The sequence below is a fragment of the Micromonospora sp. CA-240977 genome, from assembly GCF_050942285.1.
Lineage (GTDB): Bacteria > Actinomycetota > Actinomycetes > Mycobacteriales > Micromonosporaceae > Micromonospora.
On the sequence record NZ_CP192055.1, the window covers coordinates 5,305,569 to 5,325,903 of the forward strand.

Genomic DNA, 20,335 nt, shown 5'->3' on the forward strand with positions numbered 1-20,335 from the left:
CCAGCCCTTCCGGTCAACACTGGTACGAGACATGAAGCCCCCCGTTGTTCTCGTTATGGTCGGACCTGCCCGCTTCGAGCAGGTCGGTGGCGACTGCGTGCGGCACCGCCCCGTCGGCGTCGTGCACGAAGAAGTGGCCTCCGTCGAAGAGCCGGACCGACGTGTCAAGGCTCGACTGGTGCCTCCAGGCAGCCAGCTCCTCGTCGTTCACCGACTCGTCCGCGGTGCCGCCGTAGACCGAGATCGGTAGGCGCAACGGATGCTCCGGCCGGTAGGCGTGGTTCTCCGCGAGCGCGAAGTCCGCCCGGAGCATCGGGATCAGCGGCATGAGCATGGGCAGCTCGTCGAGCACCTCGGCCGACGTCCCATTCAGCTCCCGCAGGCGACCGAGCAGGTCACCCACCGGGGCGTCGTGGACCGGCGGCTCGCGACGCGGCAACTGCGGCGCCGGCGCCGCCGCGACGATCAGGCGCTCCGCGGGTGGCAGGTCGAGACGGCGCATCAGCCGGCACACCTCGAACGCCACCCCGGCGCCCATGCTGTGACCGAACCAGGCGTGCCGCTTGTAGAGCCACGGTTCGAGGTCCCGCACCAGGGCTGGCACGAGCTGATCGATGCGCTGACAGGGTCGCTCGGCGAGCCGCGATTCCCGGCCCGGCAAGCGGATAGCCACCACCTCGATGTCGGGGGCGAGCAGTTGGGCCCACCGCCGGAAGGTGGCCGCGCCACCGCCGGCGTGCGGCAGGCAGAACAGTCGCATCGCCGCGCGCGGGGCCGGCCGCCAGGTGACGGCCCACCGCTCCGGACGCGGGGCCCGCCCCGCGTTGATCACGCCATCCATACGGCCACCCGTTCCGCGAGGCAGATGCAGATGAGGTTCGGCGGGACACCGGGCACCGCGGGCATCACCGACGCGTCTACCACCCGCAGCCCGCCCACCCCGCGCACCCGGCAGTACTGGTCGACGACCGCCGTCGGGTCCTCGGCCGGCCCCATCCGGGCCGTGCCCACCGGGTGCCAGGTCGGCGACACGAACGTCTCCACCGCCGGCCGCAGCAGCGCGTCGTCACCGACCATCCGACCGGTCCAGGCGATGACCCGGTCCACCAGCGGCGACATCGCCGGGCCGGTCAGCGTCGCCCAGGCCAGCCGCACCCCGGCCATCAGCCGGTCGACGTCCTCGGACCGGGCCGCCAGGCCCAACCGGATGTCCGGGGGCGCCTGCGGGTCCGGCCCGACGACCCGCACCGAGCCACGGGACGTCGGACGCATCAGCATCGTCGACACCCCGACCGCCAGACCGCCGCCGAGGGCATGGCCCACCAGCGGCAACCCCTCGGCGGGTACGTTGCCGAGCAGGAACAGCGAGACGTCACACGAGCCACCGGTGGTGGACGCCCGAGCCATCACCTCGTGCCACTCCCCACCGTCGTGGCACACGCCGGGTCGGGGCCGGGCCCAGAGGGCGACGGCCGGGTGGTCGGCGAGGTTCGCCCCGACGCCCGGGCTGTCGACGGTGGTCTCGATGCCGCACTCGTCCAGCACCGCACGTGGGCCGATCCCGGAGCGCTGCAGGATGGCCGGGGTGTGCACGGCACCGGCGCACAACGTCACTCGCCGCGCGCCGACCAGGCGCGCACGCCCATCGGAGACGACCCTCACCCCCACCGCCCTGCCGTCGGCGAGCAGCACCCGATCCACAGTGCTCTCGGTCCGCACGGTCAGGCCGGGTCGATCCCCGGCCGCCAGCAGGTGACTGTCCAGCACCGAAACCCGCCGGCCCGCCCGAAGGTTGCGCGGCACCACGCCCACGCCGGGCTCGTCACCGGCGTTGAGGTCCTCGACCCGGGGCAGCCCCAGCGCCACGCAGGACCGGAGGAACGCCGACGACACCCGACTCAGCTGCTCCTGCGCCGGGCGCACCGCCGGGACCCGGCCGTACCCCTGCCCTGCGTCCGCGAGCAGCCGGGCGAAGTAGGGCTCGACCCGGTCCCACCTCCACTCGGGATTACCCGCAAGGGCCCACCCGTCGAAGTCCGCGGCGGACCCCCGGAACGCCATGGCGCCGTTGACCGTCGACGAGCCACCCAGTCCGCGCCCCAACGGATAGGGCACCCGCCGGCCCCCTGCCTCCCGCTGCCAGGCCGGGTGCTCCCAGTTGGCGCCGCTGAGCACGGGATGCCCGGTCCGGTCCACGGGGCCCGCCGGGCCGGCCTCCAGCAGCAGGACCCGCCGCCCGGCGTCCTCGGAGAGGCGAGCCGCGAGCACCGCGCCGGCGCTGCCGGCGCCAACCACGACGTCGTCCCACTCCGTCTCCTCCACCGCCAACGTCGTCATCGGACCGAACGCCCGTCCAGGACCGCGGCGAACGCCGCCACTGTCGGGTTCTCGAACAACACCTGCAGGCCCGCCTCCGCCTCGGGCAGCAGCGCGAAGGCGTCCCGCACCCGGGTGAGGATGTGCACCGCGTGCAGCGAGTCCCCGCCCAACTCGAAGAAGTTGTCGTCCACGCCGAAGTCCGCCCGCCCGAGCACGTCCCGCCAGATCTCCACCAACGTGGTCTCCGTGTCGGTACGCGGTGGCGTCGCCGTCGTCGGCTCCACCACGTTCCAGGGGTCCGGCAGGGCGGCGAGGTCGGTCTTGCCGTTGGCGCTCAACGGGATGTGGCCGATGGGCAAGTAGTGGTGCGGGACCATGTAGTCGGGCAGCAACTCCTCCACCCCGGCGCGCAGCTTCGCCGCGTCGACGCCTCCACCGGGCGGCGCCACGGCGACCAGGACGTGCTGGGCCAGGGCCGCTGTCACCGGACGGTCGCCGGGGATGGCCGCCGCCCGGGTGAAGCCGGCCGCGGTCAGCTCCTCCCGCCACTCGGGGGCGGTGAGCAGCGGAAGATCCCGCTGCCCGGCGTGCCGGGAGAACCCCTCCAGAAAGCCGACGGTGATGGTCTGCAGGAGGGTGTTCTCGGTCCCTTCCAGCAGCACGAGCACGCCGCCGGGTGAGAGAACACCCCGCAGCTGGCGCAGTGTCACCGACAGGTCTCGCGCGTCGTGCAGCACGTTGGCCGCGACGACGACGTCCATCGAGCCTGGCGCGATGCCCTGACCAGCCGGCTCACGGTCCACGTCATAAGGGCTGAAGTCGACGAACGGGTAGTCGGCGAACACGCGCCGGGCACGCTCGGTGAAGAACGTCGAGACATCCGTGAACCGGTACCGCACGCCCTGAGCCGGTAGCGCCGCGAGCACGTGCGCAGTGGTCGCCCCGGTGCCGGCCCCGACCTCCAGGACCCGGGTCGCCCCGGCGGCGCAGGCCCGCGCCACCACTGCTGCGACAACGGCGTTCTGCACCCGGGAGACCGGGTTGTCGGCGTACAGCATCCCGGTGACGTGGAACCCGCCCTCCGGCATCAGCAGCTCCAGCGGGTTGACCCGCCCCCGCAGCAGGTCCAGTTGCCGCTCGGCGCAGGCCGCCAGGTAGTCGGCGAGGACGCGGCCGGGCCCGTTGGCGGCAAGGTCGGCGAAGCCGGCCCGCACCGTCGTGTCCAGGGCGGCCAGGTCGAACCGTTCGCGGCAGCGGTACCGTTCGGACCCCGTCCGGTCGAGCAACCCTGCGCCGGTCAACGCCTCAAGCCAGTGGCACACCAGGCCCCGATGCTCGGGCCGGACGCCAGCGGTCGCCACCACCTCTTCGGCCGTCACCTCCGCGCCGGCCCGGTCGAACGCCCCGAGCTGGGCGAAGGTGCGGGCAACCACGGGCAGACAGAGCGACGTCAGGGACGCCCAGACCCCGTCGAACTCCACGAGGTCCGGCTTGCGGAGCTCCAACTCGGTCGTCAGCGCATCCCGTCCACCATCCAGCAGTTGCTGCCAGCCGTGCGGGTCGAGCGCCCCGGCCCCCTGCCCCTCGCCCTCCGTCGGCACCACGTACGCCACCAGGTGCCGTCGCCCGGTCGCCGGGTTGGTGTCGACGCGGACCAGCGCCTCGCCCACCCCGGGCTGCTTCTCCAGGGCGGCCGTCACCTCGCCGAGCTCGATGCGGAAACCGTTGATCTTTACCTGGAAGTCCTCCCGGCCGAGGAACTCGATGTCGCCGCCGGGCAGGTACCGCCCAAGGTCGCCGGTGCGGTAGAGGCGTTCACCGGTGCGCGGGTGCGTGATGAAGCGCTCCGCGGTCCGAACGGCGTCGTCCCGGTAGCCGCGGGCGAGGCCGACTCCGGCGATGAAGATCTCGCCGACCGCCCAGATCGGCCGCTCACCGAGCCGGTGGTCGTAAACGTGCAGCCGCTGATTGCGCAGGGGGCGGCCGTACGGGATCCGCACCCAGTCCTCGGGCACTGCCGCGACCGGGTAGCAGACGGACCAGATGGACGCCTCCGTCGCACCGCCCAGACTGACCACCTCCGCCTGTGGGAAGTGCGCCCGTACGGCGTCGGGCAGGCCCACCGGGATCCAGTCGCCGCTCAACAGCGCCAGCCGCAGCGGACCGGCCTCGGCCGCGCCCCCCGACTCGAGCCAGAGCCGCATCAGCGCCGGCACCGAGTTCCAGACCGTGACCTGGAACCGGGCCACGAGTTCGGACCAGTGGACGGGATCGTGCGCCGCCGCGGCGGTCAGCACGACCACGGCGCCACCGGCGGCCAGTGGTCCGAAGATGTCGTAGACGGACAGGTCGAAGCTGAGGGCGGACACCGCGAGCACCCGGTCCCGCCCGGTGACGGAGAACCGGTCGTTGATGTCGAGGACGGTGTTGACCGCACCCCGGTGGTCGATCGTCACGCCCTTCGGCGTGCCCGTCGAACCGGAGGTGTAGATGACGTACGCCAGGTCGGAGGCGGCCGGTCCGGTGGGCAACGTGCCAGGCGGCGCGGAGGCGGGCCCGAGGTCGTCCACCGCCACTACCGTCACCCCCTCGGGCCAGTCGAGGTCGTCGCGGTGCCGACGGTCCGTCACCACGACCCGCACCCCGGCCGACGTCATGAGCTGGTGCCGGCGGGCGGTGGGCCACTGCGGGTCCACCGGCAGATAGGGCGCGCCGGCGGCGACCACGCCGAGGACCGCGCAGACCTGGTCGGGGTGTCGGGGCAGGACCACCGCGACCGGTTGGTCCCGGGCGACGTCGAGTGCCACCAGTCGCCAGGCCAGCTCCTCCGTCCGCCGGAGCAGGGCGCCGTAGGTGAGGCAGCCGTCGTCAGACAGCACGGCCTGCCGCTCCGGGTCCTGCCGGGCCCGCGCCACGAAGAGGTCGACCAGGGTCCGGTCGGAGAGCGGGCCGGCGGTGTCGTTGGCCGCGCGCCGCTCGGCGAGGTGCGCGTCGGGTGGCGTGGGCGCGAGGTCGGGGTCCTCCCAGACGCCTTCCGGTCCGGCGAGCTGCTCCAGCAACGCCGCGTAGGTGGCGAACATGTCGTCGAGCAGGCCCGGCGGGAACAGTGCCTCCACCGCGTCCCAGTTGTAGACGAGTTGCCCCGCCTCCTCCGTCACCTGGTGGTCCAGCCAGACCTGCGGGGTCTGGCTGATGCCGTAGGTGTAGGCGCCGAACCAGGCCATGTTGTTCGGCGCGTCCGACTCGCCGTTGAGCCCGAGCGCGCTGGTGAAGACCACCGGCATCGAGGAGCCCGGACCCGGGCCGTTGCGCCGCAGTCGCTCCCGCAACACCCGGACGCCGCTGAACGACAGGTGCTCCAGATCTCGCATGAGCTGGTCCTGCACGGCCGTGGCCCGACGGGCGAACGGAAGGTCGGACGTGTCCTGGACCTCCAGCAGGGTGAGCGAGGTGAAGTCGCCGATGACCTGCGCGAGGTCCGGGTGGGTCTCCGGACGGTTGAACAGTGTCACGTTGAGGGTGAAGTCGGGCTGCTTGGACCAGAGCCGCAGGACGTCGGCGAAGGCGGCAAGGAGGACGGCGGACGGCGTCACGCCGCGCTCGCGGGCACGCTGCTTGATGGCGCGCCACCGGTCCGCGGGCAGGGCCGCCCGCCGGCGGGTGAACTCCGTGCGGTCCAGGTGGGCCGGTTGCCGCAGCAGCGGCAGCTCCGGTGCGGGCGGCAGGTCGTCCACCCGGGACAGCCAGTACGTCTCGGCTGCCCGGTAGCGCGGCCCCTCGCGCTCGGCCCGCTCCGCCAGGACGTGGTCCCGGTAGCTGATGGCCAACGGCGGCGGCACCTGGTCCGGCTTCTCGTAACAGGCGCGCCAGTCCCGGAAGAACAGCTCGAAGCTGTACGCGTCCATGATCAGCAGGTCGAGGCTGATGTGCAGCCGCACCCTCGATTCGTGGCGCGAGGCCCGGATCTCGAACAGTGGCCATCGATCCGGTGGAAGGACCTGGTGCGCCATCGCGGCCCGTACCCCCGCGACGTGCGCCTCGTACGCCTCGGCGGAGGCCGAGGCGTAGTCGTCGAAGCGGATCCGGTAGGTCGGCGTGTCACTGAGCACCCGCTGGGTGCCGTCGGAGTCGATCACCGCGCGCAACATGTCGTGTCGCCGGATCACCGTCGCGAGGGCGGTCTCCAGCCGCGCCACGTCGAGGCCCTCGCGTTCGAGTTCGAAGTAGAAGTGGGTGGCCACACCGCCGAGGTCGAACGCCCGGTTGTGCCCGACCCAGTAGGCGTGCTGGATGTCGGTCAGCGGGAAGGGCTGGTACCGATCCTCCGGACGGGGCACCAGAATGTGCTCCTCGGTGGCGCCGGCGACGCGCAGCAGCGACACCAGCTCGTCGCGGCGACCGCTGATCTGCTCGCGCAACTCGGCGGTCAGTGCGCCCGGGGGCGCCTGCACCTGGATCCGGTCGTCCACCAGTTGCAGCCGAATACGCCGCCGGTGCAACTCGACCAACAGGTCCTGTTCCATGGTTGATTCCCCTCCTTTCATCGGTCGACCGGTCGGGGGGCGGTGAGCGCGTTGGCGACCGCCCGTACGTGGGAACCGGTGAGCACGCCCCGGTGGTCGGCGTCGAGCACCTGTTCGGTGATCCGGCCGGTCGTCCGGGCTGCCCAGCCCCAGTGCCCGACCGGGCTCGCCCCGTACTCGGGGAACTCGCTGACCCGTCCCCGCCCCGCCCGCAGCAGCACCAGGTCGGCGGAGAGCACCGGCGGCGCCGAGTAGGCGTGGCAGGCCAGCACCACCCCCCGGAACACCTCCCAGGTGGCGGCGAGGTCTGCCGGGCCGACGCCGAGGTCCCTGCCCAGCCGCTGCCGGGCGACGGTGAGTGCCCGGTCGAGTTGCTCGGCGGCCGGCAGCGCCGCCAACCGGCGCCGTTCCTCGATGTCGACGCTGGCCGGGTCGAACCCCAGGCCCAGGTCCTCGACGAACCAGAGGAGCAACGTGGCGTCGTCCGGCACGAACGGCGTGCCGGGCGCCGGCGCGTCGATCACCGCCAGCCGTTCCACCGTCTCGCCCCGCTGCTCAAGGCGGTGCGCCAACTCCAGCGCGATGGCGCTGCCCGAGGACCAACCGCCGAGCCGGTACGGCCCGTGCGGGCGGACCTGCACCAGGGCGTCGAGGTAGGAGTCCGCGAACGCGTCGATCGCCCGCAGCGGTGCGCGTCCGACGGCCGGCCCGGGTGCCTGGAAGGCGTGGCACGGACCGTCGAGGTGAGCGGCCAGCTCCTGGTAGCACAACACGTCACCGCCGGCCGGGTGCACCAGGAACCAGGGTTCGCCGACGTCCCGACCGGGCAACCGCACCAACGGGGACCAGCCGACCTGCCCGGCGTCCACGAACTCCGCCAACCCCGCCACGGTCCGCCGTTCCAGCAGCGCGCCGAGCGGCACCGCGGCGCCCAGGCGCTGGCGGATCAGGTTCAGCGCGCGGAGGGCGACGAAGGACTGCCCGCCGAGTTCGAAGAAGTCGTCGTGCACGCTGACCGACTCCAGGTCGAGCAGCCCGCACCAGATCTGGGCCAGCGCCGCTTCGGTGGCGGTACGCGGCCCGGTGTGCGGGCGGCGGGCCGTCTCCGTCAGCGGCGCCAGGCCGGCCAGTGCCGCCCGGTCGACCTTCCCGTTGGCGGACAGCGGCAGATCGTCCAGCACGGTGACGACGCTCGGCACCAGGTAACCGGGGAGCAGGCCAGCCAGGTGGGCGAGCAGGTCCGCCGGCTCCGGCGCACAGCCCTGCTCGGGCACCACGTAGGCGACAAGTTGCTGCGCCGAGCCGACCCGTCGGGCGATGACAGCGGCCTGCCGGACCTCGTCGTGCGCGGCAAGCACGTGCTCGACCTCTCCGGGTTCGACCCGGAAACCCTGGATCTTGACCTGCAGATCGGCACGGCCGAGGAACTCGATCTCCCCGTTCGGCAGGTAGCGCCCGAGGTCGCCGGTGCGGTAATACCGCATCCCGGTGGTGGGATCGGTGCTGAACGCGGCGGCGGTACGGTCGGGGTCGCCGAGGTAACCGCGGGCGACACCGACGCCGCCGACGAGAAGCTCACCGGTGACCCAGTCGGGAAGGTCGCGAGTGAGGGCGTCGACGACCCGCCAGGGCTGGTGGCTCAGCGGGCGACCGTAGGGAATGCTCGCCCAGGACGGGTCCACCTCGTCGACCGGATGGTGGATCGACCAGATCGACGCCTCGGTCGCGCCGCCCAGGCTGACCACCCGGGCCGACGGCGCGACCTGGCGGATCTGGTCGGGCAGGGACACCGGGACCCAGTCACCACTGAGCAGCACCGTTCGCAGCCGCGGCAGGGTACGCCCGGCGGAGAGCGCCGCCTCGACGAAGAGCTGCATGATCGCCGGGACCGAGTTCCACACCGTGACGCCATGCGCGATCACGTGTTCGACCCATGCCGCCGGGTCGGTGCCCGACCCCGGTGGCAGCACCAGCGTGCCCCCGGCGGCGCAGGTGCCGAAGATGTCGTAGACGGACAGGTCGAAGCAGAGCGACGAGACGCCGAACACGACGGCGTCGACGTCGACGTCGAACCGGCGGTTGACGTCCAGGACGGTGTTGAGTGGCCCCCGATGGTCAAGCACCGCGCCCTTCGGCGCGCCGCTGGACCCCGACGTGTAGATCACATACGCGGTGTCCGTCGAGGCTCGCCGGACGACGCGCGGCGCCGGGGAGCCGGTCGCGGTCGGGGGCCGGTCGGCGGCGATCACCGGGCGGTCGGTGAGGTCGGCGGTGGCGGACCATCCGTCCCCGGCGGTCAGCGCGGCCCGCACCCCGGCCTGTTCCAGCAGGTACCGGATGCGGTCCGCCGGCCACCCGGGGTCGATCGGCAGGTAGCTCCCACCGGCGGCAAGGACGCCGTACACCGCCGCCACCTGGGCGACGCTCCTGGTCATGACGACCGCCACCATGTCGCCTTCCCGGACGCCGGCCTCGGCGAGCTGGCCCGCCACGGCCGTCGCCCGCTCGGCCAGCTCGCGATAGCTGACCGCGCCATCGGGCCCGACCACTGCGGGGTGGTCCGGCCGCTCCGCGGCCTGGCGCGTCAGGGCGTCATGCAGCAGTCCCTCCGGGACGACCGAATCGCTGTGGTTCATTCGATCGCGCCGCTCGCGCTGCGCCGCCGGAAGCAGGTCCAGGTGCTCCCGTTCCCACGCCTGGTCCTCCCCGGCCAGCAGCTCGATCGCGGTACGCAGGGCCCCGGCCATGGCGTCGACGAGGCCCGCCGGGAACATCTCCTCGATCAGGTCCCAGACGATCCAGAGGGAGCCGTCGCCCTGCTGCCAGAACTGGTTGTCGAGGAGCACCTGGGGCGTCTCCAGATGGCTGACGACGGGACGGTCCAGCTCGCCCATGAACAGGCCACTTCCGACAACGAACGGGCACACCGCCCGGCCCGGGGTACGGCGGACCTGGTTGAGCGCCTGGAGGACCTTGACCCCGCTCCAGTAGACGTGGTCCAGGTCGGACATCACCTGCTCCTGGAGGCGCAGCGCCCGCTGGGCGAAGCTCTCCCGGTGTCGCCAGTCCACCTCCAGCGGGTACAGCGACGCGAAGTTGCCGACCACCTCGCCGATCTGCGGATGCATCGGCAGCCGGTGGGTGACCATGTTGTTGAGCAGGAAGTGTCGCGACCCGGACCACTGGGCCACCACCTCGGCGTACGTGCCGTAGAGCGCGTTCGTAGGGGTCAGCCCCCGGGCACTCGCCCGCCGCTTGAACGCGTCCCAGGTGGCGGTGTCGATGACGAACTCCCGCCGGCTCAGCCGGGCCCTGGTCCGCGTCTCCACCCCGGACACCAACGGAATCGCCGGGGCGTCCGGCCAGGCGGCCATCCGATCGCACCAGTAGGTCCTGGACTTCTCGCCCAGCGGCGACCGCTCCAGCTCGGCCAGTGCCAGCACACAGTCGCGGTATCCGATCTCCAGCTCGGGCAGGACGAGCCCTGGATCGCGGTAGCGGCGCAGCACGGACTCGAGGAACCGGCCCGTCCCCGGACCATCGCTGAAGAAGTTGTTGTTGTTGTAGTGCAGCCGGACGCGGTCCCTGCCGTAGCGGGTGAGCCGCACGTCCATCCAGGGCCACCGGTCCAGTGGCAGTTCGGCCCGGCGCATCTGCTCCCGTACCCGGGCGATGACCTCAGCGCTCTGCGCCTCGTCGAGGTGCCGGCTGTCCTGGATGGTCACCCGCAGCGGCGCGGGGTCGCTCACGGTGCGCAGCTCGAGGTCGTCGCCGACGACCACGATGCTCTTGCGCTGGCGGCGCAGTTCCGCGTTGAGGGCGGCCTCGAACCGCTGCGGGTCGAGGTCGGCGAAGTCCAACTCCAGGTACTGGTGCGGCCGGACGTGGAACTCCAGTTCCTCCCGTCCACCCAGCAGGAAGGAGATCTGCAGGTCGGACGGGGTGAACGGCTCGTGGAGCCGGTCGGGGTCCGGCACGATCGCCGGCAACGCCCCGGCGTCGTGGACGATGTCGCCGGCCGAGGCCAGCCAACGCACGAGGTCGGCCTTGTGCCGGACGAGTTCGGCGCGTAGCTCCGTGCTCATCCCCCCGGCCGGAACGACCACCTCCAACCGCTCGTCGGGCAGCAGACGGAGCCGGACACCGTCGCGGGCGAGCCGGGCCAGCAGGGCGGGGGTCGCCGCCGGGACGTCGAACGCGTCGCCGGCCGGCCGGTCCGGCCCGGGCGCGACCGTTTCCCTCCCGGTCCGCGTCGGCGGAGTCACTGTCATCTCAGCGCCACCGGCAGGCTGGTGAAGCCCCGCACGTGCGGGTTGGTCCGGCGCTGAGGCTTACCGGCGGGACGCAGCCCTGGGAACCGGCGGACCAGCTCGCCGATGGCGGTGGCGCCCTCGATCCGGGCCAGCGGCGCGCCCAGGCAGAAGTGGATGCCGCGGCCGAAGGCGACGTGGTTGTTCGGCGACCGCCCCAGGTCGAGTTCGTGCGGATCGGTGAACGCCCGCTCGTCGCGGTTCGCGGCGCCGAGCACCACCCCCACCATCTGTCCCTTGCGCAGGGTCTGCCCGTCGATCTCGATGTCCTCCGTCGGTACGCGTCCGGAGAGCTGGATGGGCGCGTCGTAGCGCAGCAACTCCTCGATCGCGCTGTTCAGCAACTCCGGCTCGTCGCGCAGCCGGGCCAGCTGCGCCGGGTGTGCCAGCAACGCGCCGACCCCGTTGCCGATCAGGTTGACGCTGGTCTCGAGGCCCGCCACGGTCAGCAGGATGCACATCTCCAGCAGCTCGATCCCGGTCAGCCGCTGCCCGGACTCCTCCGCGGCCAGCAGCGCGGAGATCAGATCTGGCCGAGGGTCCCTGCGACGCAGGGCGATGATCTCGCCGAGGTACGCGGTCAACTCGTCGTCCGCCCGCTGCCCAGCGGCTGCCTGCTCCGATGAGGTCGCGTGCGAGACCGGGTCGATGGCCCCCATCATGGTCGTCGCCCACCGGCGGTAGCGGAGCTGTCCCTCGGACGGGATGCCGAGCAGTTCGGCGAGCACGATCGCCGGCAACGGCCCGGCGAAGTCGGCGATGAGATCGATCTCCCCGCGCTTCTCGGCGGCGTCCAGGAACTCGGTGACGAGCTGCTGGATCCGGGGGCGCAGCCCTTCCACGACCCGGGCGGTGAAGGCCCGCTGGACCAGGCCCCGCAGTCGGGTGTGGCCCGGTGGGTCCATTGTGAACATGCCCGCGCTGCGGTCGTACCCCGGCGCGGGCCGGTATCCGTCCCAGCGGGTCCGGTCGCTGGACATCCGCGGGTGCCGGAGCACCGCCAGCGCCTCCTCGTGACCGGTCACCAGCCACCGCTGCGCGCCGTCGAGCCAGAGCACCCGACCCTTGTTGCGGAGCACGTCGTACAGCGGGTAGGGGTCCTCGGGCAGGTGCGTCAGGAGCCCGTCCACGTCGCTCATGCCGGCGCCTGCCCGGGCCGGCCGGCCACCGACGACCGCATGTGCGTGAGGTGTTCGCCCTGGTGGTCGATCATCATGTCGACGATCTGGTAGAGGGACTTGGTGCCGTCCGTGATGCCCGGCGCGGCCGGGGGCACGACGTCCAACTGTTCGTCGGTCAGTTTCCGCAGCACGTCGACAGCCCCGCCGAGGGACTCCTGCATGCCGGCCAGCAGGTCGCCGTCGGCGGCGCCGTTCTCGTGCTGCCCCGACCCGTGCTGATGCGGGTGCGGGTGCGGGTGGGAGTGGAGGTGCTGGGGCGCCGGAGCGCCGGTGTCGGTCGTGCGGACCAGCCAGCCGAGAACCTCCGGGGCACCCTTGGCGAGGTGCGCGATTTCGTCACCGACAGTCGATCCGTCGCCGTTCGCGCTCGGCGCGGACAGTCCTTCGGTCGACAGGTCCCGGACGAACGCGACGAGGTCGGCGTTCAACTGCTCGAACCGGTCGATCAGCAGCTCGTTTCGCGTGCTCATGGCAACTCCTCGCAGTAGGGGTGGGGCCGGTCTTGTGGTGGTGGGGTCGCGATCAGAGGGTCAGCACCTCGACGTCGCCGTCCTCCGCGCCGGTCGACTCGTCGGCCAGCGTCATCACGTGGCGTACGACGATCTGCCGACAGATCAGGCCGGCGACCTCCGCCACGGATCCGCCACCCAGCAGCAGGCGCGGCGGCACATCGGTGGCGAAATCCGCCCGGAGGCGGTTGCGCAGCCGGACGGCCATCAGCGAGTCCAGCCCGAGGGAGTTCAGCCGGGTGGCGGGGAACGTGGGCCGAAGGTCGGCGCGGTCCCGTTCGCTCATGCCGACCAGTTCGGCGACCAGGTCGAGGAGCGCGGCCAGCACGGCGTCCCGGGCCGCACCGGGCTGCTCGACGGCCAGCTGGGCGAGCTGCTGGCGGACCACGGCGGCCGTGCCGGGCCCGAGGGGCTCCTGCCCGGTGGGGGTCGCGGAGGCGGCCGGCGCCAGCTCGGCCAGCAGGGTGTCCCGACCGGGATGGCCGGTCGCGCCGACGAAGCGTGACCAGTCGACCGAGGCCACCGCCACCGTCGGGGCGTCCGCCGCGCCGAGCAGCGCGTCGAGCGCCCGGAGCGCGTCCGCGTCGTCGAGTGCGCCGACCCCCCGGTCCGCGAGGCTCGTCAGCACGTCGGCACGGGCGGCGAGCCCCCGCTCCCGCCACGGGCCCCAGCCGATGCTGAGGGCGGGTAGGCCACGGGCCTGGCGCCAGCGGGCGAGGCCGTCGAGGAAAGCGTTCGCGACGACATAGTTGGCCTGCCCGACCGAGCCGGTGACGGCGGCGAACGACGAGAACGTCACGAAGAGGTCCAGCGGATCCTCGGTGGTCGCGAGGTGCAGGTTCCAGGACCCCCGCACCTTGGCCGGCAGCACCGAGTGGAAGCGATCCGTCGCCATCTCCGCCAGCAGCGCGTCCGCCGTCGAACCAGCCGCGTGCAGGACCCCACGCACCGGGGGCAGTGTCCGCCGCACCTCGTCCAGCAACGCCACCACCGCCGGCCCGTCGGCGACGTCCAGTCGACGCAGCTCGACCCGTACCCCGGCGCGCCGGAGCCGCTCCACCTCCGGGGGCACCGCGGCGGGCAGCGTCCGCCCGGCAAGCACCAGACACCGCGCGCCCCACGAGGCGAATCGACAGGCCGTGGCGAGGCCGAGCCCGCCCAACCCACCGATGATCAGGTACGTGGCGTCGACCCGCAGCCTGACCGGCGCGTGGTCGGGCAGGGGGGAACGGACCAGCGCGGCGCGGTACCAACGGCCGTCCCGCTGGGCGAGGTGCCCGGATTCGCCGTCGCCCAACAGGGCCAGCACTGTCGTCACGGCAGGCACCGGCCCGGCCTGCGGCAGGTCCACGTGGACACAGGCCAGGTCGGGGTACTCCACGACGACGGACCGCGCCAGGGCGGCGACCGCCGTGCCCGGCAGGTCGGGAGCGACCGGACCGATGGGACCGGTTGCGCCGACCGAGCAGAGCACCAGCCGCGGTTGGTCTGCGGCAAGCTCGGTGAGGACCGCCCGGACGAAGAGGAAGGTCCGGTCGGCCAGCTCCTCGGTCCGTTCCGGCTCGTCACCGGGCAGGTCGGCGCCGTCCGCGTGCAGGATCACCCCAGCGACCCGGCCCTGGCGTGCCCGGACCCGTTCGGCCAGTCGCGACACCGTGCTCGCCGTCGCCTCGTCCGCCGGCTCGCCGTCGAGGCGCGCGCGACCGTCGGCGTTCAGTACCAGGCCCGTGACGTCCCCGCCCAGGGCGCGCAGCTGGGTGCCCCAGGTGCGGACGACGTCGGCATCGACACCGGCGACCAGCCAGGTGCCGGAAGCCGCCGCGACCTCGGCGTCGACGGGCACCGCGCCGATGCTGGCCTTCCCGCCCACCGACGCGACGGGCTGCCAGGTGATGTCGTACCGCTCGGGGATCCGCCGACCGGGCCGCTCGCTGATCGGCCGCAACACCAGGCCGGTCACCGTCACGAGGAGCGTCCCGTCCGGATGCCGCACGGTGAGGTCGACCCGGGCGGCCCCGCCGTCGTCGAATCCGTGCCAGCGGGCCCGGCACCAGACAGCGGCGGGCAACCGGCCGGCCACCTCCAGCCGTTGGATCGCGGCCGGCAGCATCAGCGGTGTGTCCGGCCCGACGAACGCGCCGACGACGTGCAGGCAGGCGTCCAGCAGGATGGGGTGCAGGCCGTACCCGTCGTCCACCACTGACGGCGCCAGCTCGACCAGGCCAAGCGCCTCGTCCCCGTGTCGCCAGAGGCGGCGCAGGGCCCGGTAGTCGGGTCCATAGCTCAGGCCCGCCTGGTCCAGCCGGGCGTAGAGGGCGGCGACGTCCTGCTCCGGCCACTGGGTGCCCGGGTGCTCCGGGGCGGCCTCGTCAGCGACCGGTCCGAGCGACGGCGCGGCCCGCAACCTGGAATGCTCCGTCCAGCTGTCCTCGCCGGCACCGCGACCGAAGCAACGGACCGTGAAGCCGTCGGACGTCGGCTCCACCGTCGCCTGTAGCTCGACCGGCTGCCCCTCGGGGACCGGCCGGACGGCGACGAACTCCACCTCGTCGAGGCGCCAGGGCGTGGTTTCCCCACCCGTCTCGAGAGCGGACCGGGCCCATTCGACCATCGCCGCGGCGGGCAGCACCGGCCCTCCGGGCAGCCGGTGCTGGCCCAGGGAGAGCACTGCCTTCGGGTGCAGCGTCGCCGCGAACCGACGTTGCCGGGTGCCCGCCAACTCGACGGGGCGGCCGAGCAACGGATGATGCTCCGGGCTTTGCGTCGTGAACCAGTGCCGGCCGGGATTGAACGGGTGGCCGGGCAGGTCCACCGGAGCGGGTTCCGGGGTGTCGGGGCCGAGACGCGCCCGACGCAGCCCGGTCCAGTCCACGTCGCCGCCGTGCGCGTACCAGTACGCCAGCCCACGCTGGAACCGCTCGTCGTCGACGTCGCCCTGGTGCAGGCTGGGTAGGCAGATCGCGTCCGGCATCGCCCGTTCCACAAGCGGGCTCAGCACCGGGCGGCTGCCGCACTCGACCACCACCCGGCAGCCGAGCCCGGCCAGCGTCGCCAGCCCGTCGCCGAACCGCACCGGGGACAGCGCGTGCCGGACCAGGGTGTCGGCGCTCACCGCTGTCGTGAGCTGACCGGTCAGGTTGGCGATCAGTGGTATTCGCGGCGGCCGGAAGGTGACCCGCCGCGCCGTCTCGGCGAACTCCTCGGCGCCCTCCGCCATGAGCGGCGAGTGGAACGCCCGGTTGCCGGTGAGCCGGGTGAGCCGGGCCCCCCGACGGGACCAGTCGGCGGCCAACTCGGCCAGGCGACCGGGCTCACCGGACACGACGACGTCTTCGGGGCCGTTGTACGCCGCCAGCGACACCTCGTCGGTCTCCGCCAACTCCTTCAGCAGGGGCGCCAGCGTCTCAGGGCTGCCGTGCACTGCGTGCATCGCCCCGGGCGGCGCCGTCTGCATCCAGCGGGCCCGAGCGATGACCAGCCGAAGCGCGTCCGACAGCTCCAGCACACCGGCCACACACGCCGCCACGTACTCGCCGAGGCTGTGCCCCAGCACCGCGCTCGGATGCACTCCGCAGGCCTGCCAGATGCTGGCGAGCGCGTGATCGACGGCGAAGACCGCCGGCTGGGCGTACTGGGTCTCGGCCAGGTCCACCCGGTCCCCGGGCACGTCGCAGAGGGTGGGCAGCAGCGACACCCCGAGTTCGGCCCGGACCACCGCGTCGCTGCGGTCCAGCGCGGCCCGGAACGACGCGTAGCGGAAGTACCAGGCAGCGGCCATGCCGGCGTACTGCGATCCCTGACCGGTGAAGACGAAGGCGACCGGCGGCGGGACCGACGGGGCGACGCCGCTGAGGGGGTCCGTGCCGGAGTCGACGAAACGGGTGAGCGCGTCGGCGGCCTCTCCCGCGCTGCGGGCCGGCACGGCCAGTCGGTGCGGGTACCGGGTCCGGCGGGTACCGGCGACGTGGGCGACATCGGCGAGGGTCCGACCCAGACCGGGGTCGGTGAGCAGTTCCGCGTACCTTCGCGCGGTCTGCCGCAGGGCGTCCCGCGTCTTGGCGGAAACCGGAAGCACCGACCAGCTCTGCCCGTCCCCGACCGGCGAGACGGGTGCCCGGCGGGGCGCCGCGGAGAGCACCACGTGGGCGTTGGTACCGCCGAAGCCGAAGGAACTCACCGCGGCGGCCCGCTGCGCCGCGTCGCCCGGCCACCGGGTCGGCTCGGTCGCGACGGAGCACCGCGACCCCGCCAGGTCGATGTACGGGTTGAGTCGGGTGAAGTGCAGGGACGGCGGCACCAGCCCGCGCTCCAGGCAGAGCACCGTCTTCACCAGGCCGACCACCCCGGCCGCGGCCTCCAGGTGACCAATGTTCGTCTTGACCGATCCCACCAGGAGCGGCTGGGACGCGGGCCCGCCGTACACCGCCCGGATCGCCCCCATCTCGATCGGGTCGCCGAGGGGCGTGCCGGTGCCGTGCGCCTCGACGTAACCGACCTGCCCCGGAGTGACCCCGGCGTCCGTCAGGGCGGCGCGCAGCACCGCCTCCTGGGCGGGTCCGTTGGGTGCGGTGAGGGTGCTGCTGCGGCCGTCGGAGTTGACGGCGGAGCCGCGGACCAACGCGCGGATCCGGTCGCCGGCCCGGACCGCGTCGGTGGTCCGGCGCAACACCACGACGGCGCAACCCTCACCCCGGACGTACCCGTCGGCGGCGGCGTCGAAGGTCCGACAGAGGCCCTCGGAAGACAACATCCCCGCGGCGGTGAAGCCCGTCGTCAGGGCGGGGTCGAGCAGGAGGTTGACCCCGCCGACGATGGCGATGTCACTCTCGCCCCGGCGCAGACTCACGCTGGCGGCGTGCAGGGCAACCAGGGACGAGGAGCACGCGGTGTCCACCGCCTGGCTCGGCCCGCGCAGGTCGAGCAGGTGCGAGATCCGGTTGGCGGCGACAGTCAGCGCGTTTCCGGTGCCGTCGTACGCCGTCGCAACGGTGCCGGCCCGCGTCTGGAGCTGCCGGTAGTCGGTGCCGCTGATACCGACGAAGACACCCGTTCGGCTGCCGGCCAGGGAGTCCGTCGGTATTCCGGCATCCTCCAGTGCCCGCCAGACCACACCGAGCAACACCCGCTGCTGCGGGTCCATCCGGTCGGCTTCGGTCCGGGAGATGCCGAAGAAGATCGGGTCGAACGCGTCGACGCCGTCGATGAACCCACCATGGACGACGGTCCCCTCGGCGAAGCGGTAACCCAGTGCCGACCGCTCGGCGGGCACGGCACGGATGGCGTGCTGACCGCCGGCCAGCAGCTCCCACAACTCCTCGACCGAGTCGGCCCCGGGCACCCGGCAGGCCATCCCGATCACGGCGACCGAGGTGGCGTCGGCCGGCGCGGTCGGTCCGGGCCGGGACGGGGCGACCGCCGGCGGAGCGGATTCCGCGGTGAGCGCGCCGGCCAGGCGCGCGACGGTGGGGTGGTCGTAGAGGTCCTGTGGGGAGAGCCGGATGCCGAGTTCAACGCCGAGTTCGCCGGAGAGGCGGACCAGGGCGGCCGAGTCGAGGCCGAGACCGCCGAAGGGCTCGTCCACGGAGATGGTCGCGGGGTCGGTCCGGCGCGCCGCGGCGACCCAACGCACCAGCCATGCGACGACGTCGGCGCGGCCACGGCTGGTCCGCCCCGCGGCCTGCCCGGGAACGGACGGCTCGGCCTCCCGGATCTGCCAGGTCGCGCGCACCCCGCTCAGCTCACCGGCGAGGTACTGCCGCCGGCACTCCCGCCGCCGCACCTTGCCGCTGGAGGTCAGGGGCAGCTGACCGGGCCGCAGCAGCACCATCGCGTCGACGCTGATGTCGTGTGCCTCGACCACGGCCCGCTGGAGCCGGGTGAACACCTCGTCCGGGTCCGCGGTCGTCCACGTCGCCCGGGTGAGTTCACCGACCAGAGCGAGCCGTTCCACGCCGTCGATCTCGACGGCGAAGGCGACCACCCGGTCGGTGGCGACGGCCGGGTGCGCGTCGGCGGCGGTGAGTTCGACATCCTGGGGGTAGTGGTTGACGCCCCGGATGATGATGACGTCCTTGCGCCGGCCCGTGACGTAGGTGCGCCCGCCCAGCCGGGCACCGAGGTCACCGGTGCGCAGGTACCGCCCACGTCCGTCGGCGAGCTGGCCGCCGAACACGGCCTCCGTCTCGTCGGCGCGTTGCCAGTACCCGGCGGCCACCGTCCGCCCGGCCACCCAGATCTCGCCGATCCGCCCGTCCGGGCAGGGTTGGCGGGTGTCCGGGTCGACGATCAGCAGCTCGGTGTCGAGCAGCCCGTCCCCGTTGTCGGGCAACTCCCGGCCCTCGCCGGCGTCGGGCGCCTCGAACAACCGCCCGCGGCCAAGCTCGACCGGGTCGAACCGGGTGACAGTCGGCTCCTGCCCCGCCGGCGAGAGCGCGACCGCGAGGGTCGCCTCGGCCAGGCCGTACCCGATGTTGAAGCTGTCGGCGCGGAACCCGGCCGCACCGAACCGCGCGGTGAAGCGCCGCAGGGACCGAGGCCGCACCGGCTCGGCGCCGACGACGAGCAGGCGCAGGCTGGTGAGATCCAGCGTCCGCAGCGAGTCGTCATCGACCCGGTCACAGGACATGTCGAGGGCGAAGTTGGGTCCGAAGGTCACGGCGGCGCGGTAGCGGCTGATCGCGTCGAGCCACCGGAACGGATGCTGGACGAACGCGACAGGCGCCATCATCACGTTCGTCGCCCCGGAGACCAGCGAGTACATCGTCGCGGCCACCAACCCGAAGTCGTGGAACATGGGCAGCCAGGACACCACCACCTCGTCGTCCGCCAGCCGCCAGGCGCGGGCGAGGAGCCGCATCTGCTGCGCCAGGGCGTCCTGGGTGACCATCACACCCCGTGGGGTCGACGTCGACCCGGAGGTGTACTGCAGGTAGGCGACGTCGTCCGCGACCGGCGCCACCGGTTTCAGCGGCGGCAGCCCCTCGGCGAGCACGTCCGCGGGGACGAGGGTCCGGCAGGACTCGGGGAGCTGTCGGCGGATCGCCGCCTCCTGCCGGGCGGTGACCACCGCCAGGGCGGGCTGGCAGTCCGCGACGACGGAACTCACCCGCTCGCCGTTGCGACTGCCGCTCGGCGGAAATACCGGAACGGCGATCGCGCCGGCGTAGAGACAGCCGAGAAAGGCGACGACGTAATCGACACTCTGCGGCAACATGATCAGCACCCGCTCGCCGCGCATGCGCTGTTCCTGCAGGTAGCGGGCGAAATCACGGGAGCGCTCGGATAATTCCGCGTAGCTTAGTCGGGCAACCTCGTCCTCGCCGTCGGCAAGCATGACAAGTGCCGGCTTTTCCGGACTTTCCGCAACGCGTTGATCAATCTCAGCGAGCGCGAAAATATCGCAGCCCTGACTGCCGAAAGTAGACACGATTCCCCCATGAATATTGCAGCATCCAGTGCGGACATACGGGGCACCGTCGCTCACTGACGACAAT

The 20,335-nt window shown here is 72.8% G+C and carries 7 protein-coding genes; all 7 read right to left on the reverse strand.

Going from position 1 to position 20,335, the window contains the following annotated elements:
• Positions 1–13: 13 nt before the first annotated feature.
• The 7 genes from ACQPWW_RS23945 to ACQPWW_RS23975 are packed head-to-tail and all read right to left on the reverse strand — an operon-like array spanning position 14 to position 20,175.
• Entirely contained in the window at positions 14–841 is an 828-nt protein-coding gene (locus tag ACQPWW_RS23945) for a thioesterase II family protein (protein ID WP_433125690.1), read from the reverse strand.
• Positions 829–2,337, reverse strand: a complete 1,509-nt coding sequence (locus ACQPWW_RS23950; protein WP_433125692.1) for a GMC family oxidoreductase — start codon at positions 2,335–2,337, stop codon at positions 829–831. The genes ACQPWW_RS23945 and ACQPWW_RS23950 overlap by 13 nt, the downstream gene beginning before the upstream one ends.
• A complete protein-coding gene (locus ACQPWW_RS23955; protein ID WP_433125693.1) occupies positions 2,334–6,842 on the reverse strand; it encodes an amino acid adenylation domain-containing protein in 4,509 nt (1,502 codons plus the stop codon). The genes ACQPWW_RS23950 and ACQPWW_RS23955 overlap by 4 nt, the downstream gene beginning before the upstream one ends.
• A 17-nt stretch (positions 6,843–6,859) precedes the next feature.
• Positions 6,860–11,113 carry an amino acid adenylation domain-containing protein gene (locus tag ACQPWW_RS23960; RefSeq protein WP_433125695.1) on the reverse strand — a complete coding sequence of 1,418 codons (4,254 nt, stop codon included), beginning with the start codon at positions 11,111–11,113 and terminating at the stop codon, positions 6,860–6,862.
• Positions 11,110–12,291, reverse strand: coding sequence for a cytochrome P450 (locus tag ACQPWW_RS23965; RefSeq protein WP_433125696.1), 1,182 nt, complete (start codon positions 12,289–12,291; stop codon positions 11,110–11,112). Before ACQPWW_RS23965 ends, ACQPWW_RS23960 begins: the two co-directional genes overlap by 4 nt.
• Positions 12,288–12,803: a DinB family protein gene (locus ACQPWW_RS23970; RefSeq protein WP_433125697.1), complete on the reverse strand. Its 516-nt coding sequence runs from the start codon at positions 12,801–12,803 to the stop codon at positions 12,288–12,290. The genes ACQPWW_RS23965 and ACQPWW_RS23970 overlap by 4 nt, the downstream gene beginning before the upstream one ends.
• 52 nt (positions 12,804–12,855) lie before the next feature.
• Entirely contained in the window at positions 12,856–20,175 is a 7,320-nt protein-coding gene (locus tag ACQPWW_RS23975; RefSeq protein ID WP_433125698.1) for an SDR family NAD(P)-dependent oxidoreductase, read from the reverse strand.
• Positions 20,176–20,335: the final 160 nt, after the last annotated feature.